The sequence below is a fragment of the Corallococcus praedator genome (assembly GCF_003612125.1).
In the GTDB taxonomy this organism is placed as follows: Bacteria; Myxococcota; Myxococcia; order Myxococcales; family Myxococcaceae; genus Corallococcus; species Corallococcus praedator.
Map to the genome: position 1 here is coordinate 1 of NZ_RAWI01001057.1, position 441 is coordinate 441.

Consider the following 441-nt stretch of genomic DNA (forward strand, 5'->3'; position numbering starts at 1 on the left):
ACCCACGGCGGTTCCCAACGGGCCATGCCCGCGCGTGAGTTTGTAATCCTCCGGGCGGATTGCGCCTGACGTAGCAAGATCGATGCCCATAAAGGTTTTCGGCTGGTGATCGTTCACGATGTCATTCCTTGGTTGGCAGCTTCGGAAATGGCGCGGCGGATGGCCGCTGGCAGGCTTTCACCCTCGACGGGGCTGAAGCCTGGGATCTGGTGCAGTTCGCCCCATGCGGCGATCACGTCGGCCTCGACGCGTTCGAGCCGGGCCTTGGCGTTGACGTGGGCGAACGTGTCGGCATTGATCGGCTGGTGGCGCGCTTCCATCGACCGGGCCTGAACGGCGGTATTGGGCACGCCTTCGAGGTCGTCCACGCTGCCAGGATTGACCCAGATGCGGGTGCCGCCTGCCTTGCTGGTGTCCAGCATGGTCGCAGCGGTGCTGACG

The 441-nt window shown here is 64.6% G+C and carries 1 protein-coding gene; it reads right to left on the reverse strand.

Annotated features, from left to right (window positions below):
- Positions 1-113: 113 nt before the first annotated feature.
- Positions 114-441: hypothetical protein (locus D7Y13_RS43020; protein ID WP_208734643.1), on the reverse strand; the 328-nt coding region annotated here is incomplete at its 5' end.